The organism is Caulobacter sp. P1_B12_2, assembly GCF_056406675.1.
In genome coordinates this window covers 1-5,709 of record NZ_JBFTZS010000303.1, presented here as the reverse complement: position 1 = coordinate 5,709, position 5,709 = coordinate 1, and the positions used below count along the sequence as shown (strand labels likewise).

The window sequence follows — 5,709 nt, the reverse complement described above, 5'->3', positions numbered from 1 at the left end:
CGCTCGGCCAGGGCCAGCTCCACCAGCGCCGCCATCACCGCCGAGGTCGGGGCGCGGGTGGCGCGGATCAGTTCGTCGCGGGAAACGGGGGTGGGGGAGAGCAGCCGGGCGACCTCCTCGCGCAGGGCGTCGTGGTCGATCTCTACGCTGTCGTCCTCGGCGGCGTAGGGGCGTTCGCGTTCGCGCAAGGAGGCCTGGCCGGACAGCGAGCGCAGCACGTCCTCGACGCCCTCGCACAGGATCGCGCCCTGGCGGATCAGGTCGTTGGGCCCCTTGGCGCGCGGGTCGAGCGGCGAGCCGGGGACGGCGAACACGTCGCGGCCCTGCTCGGCGGCCAGGCGGGCGGTGATCAGCGAGCCGGACTTCAGCTCGGCCTCGACCACGATCACGCCCAGCGACAGGCCCGAGATGATGCGGTTGCGGCGCGGGAAGTCCTTGGCGATGGCCCGACGGTCGGGCGCGCTCTCGCTGACCACGCAGCCGCCGTCGCCGGCGATGCGGGCGTGCAGGGCCGCGTGCTCGGGGGGATAGATGTCGCTGACCCCGCCGCCCAGCACCGCCACCGTGCCGGTCGCCAGGGCGCCTTCGTGGGCCGCGCCGTCGACTCCGCGCGCCAGGCCCGAGACCACGACATAGCCGTGCCGGCCCAGCTCCGTCGCCAACTGCCGGGCGAAGCGCTGGCCGCCGGCCGAGGCGATGCGAGCCCCGACGATGGCCAGGCTGGGCTGGGACAGCAGTTCGGCGTGGCCCAGGGCCCACAGCACCGGCGGCGGTGGGTCCAGGGCGGCGAGGCGGGGCGGGAAGTCCGGCTCGCAGGCGCAGATCAGCCGCGCGCCGAGGCGGTCGCCGCTGTCCAGCTCGCGCAGGATTTCGTCCTCGTCCGGCGGACGCAGGGGCGAGGCGCGACCGGCGCGGCGAGCCAGGTCGGGCAGGGCTTGCAACGCCCGTTCGGCGGAGCCGAACCTCTGCAGAAGATGCTCGAAGGCGACGGGGCCGACCGTCTCGGTGCGCGCCAGCCGAAGCCAGGCCAGGCGCTCGCTGTCCGAAAGGCCCCGCGTCATCAGCCGGCGGGCGGCGGCGCTTCAGCCGTCTTCTTCTTGCCGATGCGGGGCTCTTCGCCCTTCAGCAGCCGGCCGATATTGTCCTTGTGGCGGATGAAGATCAGCACGGCCATGAACAGGCAAAGGCCCAGGTACGGATAGGGCTGGTCGGTGGCCAGGGCGAAGGGCGCGGCCAGGGCGGCGGCGACCAGGGCGGCCAGCGAGCTGATGCGGAAGAGGGCGGCGACGGCCAGCCAGGTGATCGCGGCCAGCACGCCCACGGGCCAGCACGCGGCCAGCAGCACGCCGTAGAAGGTGGCCACGCCCTTGCCGCCCTTGAACTTCAGCCAGACCGGAAACAGGTGGCCGGTGAAGGCCGCGCCGCCGGCCAAGGCGACGATGAAGGCGTTGTCGTGGCTCAGCCAGCGAGCCAGCAGCACGGCGACCACGCCCTTGCCGGCGTCGCCGATCAGGGTGATGGCCGCCAGGTCCTTGCGGCCCGAGCGCAGCACGTTGGTCGCGCCGATATTGCCCGATCCGATCTGCCGGATGTCGCCGGCCCCGCCCAGCCGCGTGGCGATCAGGCCGAACGGGATCGAGCCCAGCAGATAACCGCCGAGGATCGTGAGGCCGAGGGTCAGGTAGACGGCTTGGGCGAGATCTTGCACGGGGTACGACCTATGGGTGTGGTGAAGCTGCCCGGCGGAGCGGGCGCATGGCAAGGGCGAAAACGCCGGTTTCGGCTTTTATAGCGGAGCCTGCGGCGCGGGCTCCACCGTTTTCCGGGCGCGCCGCGTCTGCTTCGGATCAGCCGGCCAGATAGGCTTGCACGGCCTCGCGATGACGGCGGCTAATCCGCAGTTCGACTCCGCTGGTCAGCCGCACCGCCCCATCGCCGTGCGAGCCGCTTCTCACCTCGGCGATAGCGGCCAGGCGCACGATCACCGCGCGATGGATGCGCGCGAAGTCCCCGGCCGGCAGGCGCGCCGCCAGCGAGGCGATCGATTCGTCGATCAGGAATGCCCGGCCGGCCGTATGGACTTCCGCGTAGTTGCCCGCCGCGCCGATCCAGTGGATGTCCTCCAGCGAAATGACGCGCGCCAGGCCGCGCCCCCGCGCCACCAGCCTGGGCGTCCTGGGAACGGCGGCGAGCAAGGAGGTCAAGGCGCCCGCCCGCCCGGGCTCCGCGGCGACCTGGCTGCGCACCCGCTCGAGAACCTGCGCGAACCGGTCGTCGCCGAAGGGCTTCAGCAGATAGTCGATGGCCTGAACCTCGAAGGCCCGAACGGCGAAGGCGTCGTGGGCGGTGACGAAGACGGTGAGGGGCATCGCCTCCACGCCGATCGCCTCGACGACGTCGAAACCCGTCATCTCAGGCATCTGCACGTCGAGGAAGACGACATCCGGACGGGCGCTCTCGATCTGGGCCACGGCCGACGCGCCATGCGCCGCCTCGCCGACGACCTGGAAATCCGGGTGCGCCCGCAGCAGCGTCTCGACGTGTCGGCGCGCCAGGGGTTCGTCGTCGACGATGAGGGTCCTGATCATCGCGGCGTCGCCAGCTGGACCCTGAAACCCGCCCCCGGAGCGGTGTTGATCTCCAGGGATTGCCGATCGCCGTAGAGCTGTCGCAGTCGTCGGCGCGCATTGCCCAGGCCCACGCGCTCGACGATGACGTCGGCGCCCTTGCCGTCGTCGGCCACGGTCACGTGCAAGCGCTCGTCGACCACCCGCGCGGCGATGGTCACCGTGCCGCCGCCCACCAGGGGCGCGATCCCATGTCGGATGGCGTTCTCCACCAGCGGCTGAAGCAGCAGCGTCGGGACGCGACAGGTGAGGGCGTCGGGCGCGACGTCCCGCACGATCCGCAGCTTCTGACCCAGCCGGGCCTGCTCGATGGCGAGATAGGCGTCGGTGAAATCGAGTTCGTCGCCGAACGCGCTTTCCGGCGCGCGATGTTCTTCGATTGAGAGGCGCAGCAGGTCTCCGAGCTTGGCGATCAGGCCTCGAGCCCGGGCCGGCTCTTCGGCGACCAGCGCCGAGATGGCGTTGAGCGTGTTGAACAGGAAATGAGGCTGCAGTTGCGCCCGCAACGCCGCGCTCTCGACCTCGGCCAGCCGCGCCTCCATCCGTAGTCCCGCCATCTCCCGGTCCCGCAGCGTGCGATAGGCGCGCGCCCCGACCACCAGCGCCACGATGATCGCGTAGATCAGGAAATTGATCTGGATGGCGCCCGACAGCTTCTGCATCAGCATCCGGCCGGGCGCGTCGACCCCCAGGCTCCACATGAGGGCGACGTAGATCCCCGTATGGAGAACGGCGAACCCGAGACCCGCCGTCAGGTGCACCGTGAAGAACCGCACGCCGCGCCGCGGCTCGAAGGGCGCTCGGTTGGCGAAGGCGACGACCAGGGGCGTGAGAAACACCCAGACGCTGTTGGCGGCGACGGAATAGCCGAGCAGTTCCAGCCAGTTGGCGGCCTGGCCGGACACCAGGCCGCCCATGTACCATTGCAGGGAATTGAACAGCGCGACGGTCGACCAGACGCCCAGGAGGATCACGCCCCAAAGCGCGTACTTTTGGCTCCGGCCCGCGAGGTTCATCCGGCGATGCTCCTGATCGTCGTCCAGCCTAGCCGAGGGCCGGGACGCCCGCCACATCGGCGCGTCAGGCGCGATGGTCGTGGGTCGCGATCTGCCGCAGCAGCTTCAGCGAGCAGTCGGCGTCTCGCCGCCACAGCCGAAGGCCCCCGCCGGAGACGACGCCGGAGTCCGCGCCGTTGCGCCAGCGGACCTCGAACTTGGGATATTCGACCACATAGCCGTGCAGCACCTCGAAGCCCTCGTTCCAGACCCTGACGGAGTCGAACATCACGCCCCGGCCCTGGTCGGTGTAGGCGGTCAGATGCGCGCGGATCTCGTCGATGCCGACTTTCGGCGTGTCGGCGAACGGCATGTAGACGCCGTCCTGCGCGTAGCGGGCGAATTTGGCGGGCGCGTCGTGAGCCTTGACCGCCTCGGCGTCGAGGGCGTTCAGCCTCGCCAGCTCGGCCTCGACCACCGGATCTCCTGGCGGGGCGGCCCGCCCCGGTGTCTCGGCCTCGCCCAGGCTGTACGAAGCCGGGTCGTCGATCCGTTGGAAATAGCCCCAGATCTCGGCCTTCAGTTTCAAGGCGCCGTCCGGCTGGCGGCGCCACAGGTTCGCGTACCTGCCCTGATGGCTTTGCAAAGCCCCTCCGGCAGCGGGCGCGTAGGTGATTTCGAAACGTCCCGTTTCCAGCAGGCTCCGGTCATCAAGCTGAAGGATTTCAGTCGTGTGTCGGGCGTAGGCGTTGACCCGCTGGCGAGAGGCCAAGACCTGATAGTAGCGCGCGATCGAGCGAGGGCCGTATAGCCGGGGCTGATAGTCCGGGCCGCTGACGCTGTCAGCGGCGTAGTCGGTCATGCGTCGGTCGATGTCGCCGCTGAGCCAGGTGGCGGACAGGTCGTCGTTGCGCCGCTGGATCTCCGCCGCAAGCTCCGCCTTGACTGGTTGGGGTGCTGGAGCTTTGCACGTCAGAGGCGCCGCGGCGGGTTGGGCCAGGCCGGGTGTTCCTACCGACCACAGCGCGATCGCGATCAGCGCGGCCAGACCCTGTCCGTCGAAGCGAACAGGCCCTAGGAGTGAAATGTCCGTCATCGCGCGGTCTCCTCGATGTCGCGGCTATCGCCTTGCATCGAGAGTGTACGGATCCCGGCGGCGGACAAGCGCGCCGGGGTGAGCGGGACCGTATCGCCCGCGAGCGGGACCGAGCGACCGAGGGGCTCTACCCTTCCGCCCGGTGCACCACGCGTCCGTCCACCAGCGTCATCAGCACCTGGCCCTGCAGCCGCCGCCCGTCGAACGGCGAGTTCTTGGACTTCGACAGCAGCTTGCCGGCGTCGATGATCAGCGGGGCGTCCAGGTCGCACAGCACCAGGTCGGCGGGGGCGCYGGGGGCGATGCGGCCCGACTGCAGGCCGATCAGGCCGGCAGGGGCGAGGGTGACGGCGCGGATCAGGTCGACCAGCGGGAGGCGTTCCTCATGATACAGCGAGAGCAGGGCCGGCAGCAGGGTTTCCAGGCCCACGGCGCCGGGGGCGGCCTCGTCATAGGGAAGGCGCTTGTCCTCGGCCGGGGCCGGGGCGTGGGCGCTGACCACGATGTCGATCAGACCCGAGGCCAGGGCCTCGATCAGCGCCTGGCGGTCGTCCTCGCCGCGCAGGGGCGGGGTGACCTTGGCGAAGCTGCGATAGTCGCCGATGTCCAGCTCGTTGAACGACAGGTGGTTGATCGACACGCTGGCGTGGATCCGCAGGCCCTTGGCCTTGGCGCGGGCCAGGGTCTCCAGGGCCTGGGCGCTGGTGATCTGGTCGACCAGCAGGCGGCCGCCGGTCGCCTCCAGCAGCGCGACGTCGCGCTCCAGCATGATCCGCTCGGCCATCGGCGAGATCGAGGGCAAGCCCATGCGGCCGGCGAACTCGCCGCCGATCGCCGCCCCGCCCTTGGCCAGCCAGGGGTCCAGCGGCCGGTGGGCCAACAGGGTGTCGAAGCCGCGCGCATAGGTCAGGATGCGCTGCATCACCTTGCTGTCGACGATCGGGCGGTCGGCGTCGGTGACATAGACGCAGCCGGCCTCGCGCATCAGGCC

At 70.5% G+C, this 5,709-nt stretch carries 6 protein-coding genes; all 6 read right to left on the bottom strand.

All coding sequences use genetic code 11. The annotated features are described in order from the left end of the window. On the bottom strand, window positions 1-1,061 hold a 1,061-nt coding region (gene dprA / locus AC1DZ6_RS17435), incomplete at its 3' end, for a DNA-processing protein DprA (protein WP_477098407.1). Beyond that, window positions 1,061-1,708 (bottom strand): glycerol-3-phosphate 1-O-acyltransferase PlsY, encoded by a 648-nt coding sequence (plsY, locus tag AC1DZ6_RS17430; RefSeq protein ID WP_477098406.1) that lies wholly within the window; start codon window positions 1,706-1,708, stop codon window positions 1,061-1,063. The genes plsY and dprA, both read right to left, overlap by 1 nt. A 139-nt stretch (window positions 1,709-1,847) precedes the next feature. After that, window positions 1,848-2,588, bottom strand: a complete 741-nt coding sequence (locus AC1DZ6_RS17425; RefSeq protein WP_477098405.1) for a LytR/AlgR family response regulator transcription factor — start codon at window positions 2,586-2,588, stop codon at window positions 1,848-1,850. Beyond that, the gene (locus tag AC1DZ6_RS17420) at window positions 2,585-3,643 is read right to left on the bottom strand and encodes a sensor histidine kinase (protein WP_477098404.1); all 1,059 of its coding nucleotides are present in this window, start codon (window positions 3,641-3,643) and stop codon (window positions 2,585-2,587) included. The genes AC1DZ6_RS17425 and AC1DZ6_RS17420 overlap by 4 nt, the downstream gene beginning before the upstream one ends. Window positions 3,644-3,707: 64 nt before the next feature. Then, a complete protein-coding gene (locus AC1DZ6_RS17415; RefSeq protein WP_477098403.1) occupies window positions 3,708-4,718 on the bottom strand; it encodes a hypothetical protein in 1,011 nt (336 codons plus the stop codon). Window positions 4,719-4,845: 127 nt separating this feature from the next. Then, window positions 4,846-5,709: dihydroorotase (locus AC1DZ6_RS17410; RefSeq protein ID WP_477098402.1), on the bottom strand; the 864-nt coding region annotated here is incomplete at its 5' end.

What these genes read in the sequence shown, in the direction of transcription:
- AC1DZ6_RS17425 (WP_477098405.1), bottom strand. Translation starts at nt 2,588, where the DNA reads ATGATCAGGACCCTCATCGTCGACGACGAACCCCTGGCGCGCCGACAC.
- AC1DZ6_RS17420 (WP_477098404.1), bottom strand. Translation starts at nt 3,643, where the DNA reads ATGAACCTCGCGGGCCGGAGCCAAAAGTACGCGCTTTGGGGCGTGATC.
- AC1DZ6_RS17415 (WP_477098403.1), bottom strand. Translation starts at nt 4,718, where the DNA reads ATGACGGACATTTCACTCCTAGGGCCTGTTCGCTTCGACGGACAGGGT.